Origin of the sequence: Arenibacter sp. F26102 (assembly GCF_023015865.1) — a bacterium.
Lineage (GTDB): Bacteria > Bacteroidota > Bacteroidia > Flavobacteriales > Flavobacteriaceae > Arenibacter.
The window spans coordinates 1-281 of record NZ_JALKBC010000081.1 but is presented as its reverse complement, the minus strand read 5'-3'; the positions used below and the strand labels follow the sequence as shown (position 1 = coordinate 281).

Sequence of the window (281 nt, the reverse complement as noted above, 5' to 3'; positions counted from 1 at the left end):
AATGTGGCATTGGTAGGCGACGATAGCGTCACCACCACCGTCTCATCAAGTTCGTCGATCAAATCGTCCACGATGCCCGCTATGCTGATGTTCCCTGTCAAGTCTCCAGCCAAGATCGTAAGCGTACCGTCGGCCAGGGTGTAGTCCGTCCCTCCTCCGGTAGCCGTGCCGGTTACGGCATAATTCACCGAAACATTAGAACCGCTCGCAGCCGAAAGCGACACCGCAAGGGCCGAGCTGGAAACGGATTCAAGGCCACTGGACGTAGTCCCATTGAAGGC

General features: G+C 56.9%; 1 protein-coding gene. It reads right to left on the bottom strand.

Annotation, left to right across the window (positions count from 1 at the left end; translation table 11 throughout):
* A partial coding sequence (locus MWU78_RS22355) for a Calx-beta domain-containing protein (protein ID WP_247002038.1) occupies positions 1 to 281 on the bottom strand: 281 nt, incomplete at both ends.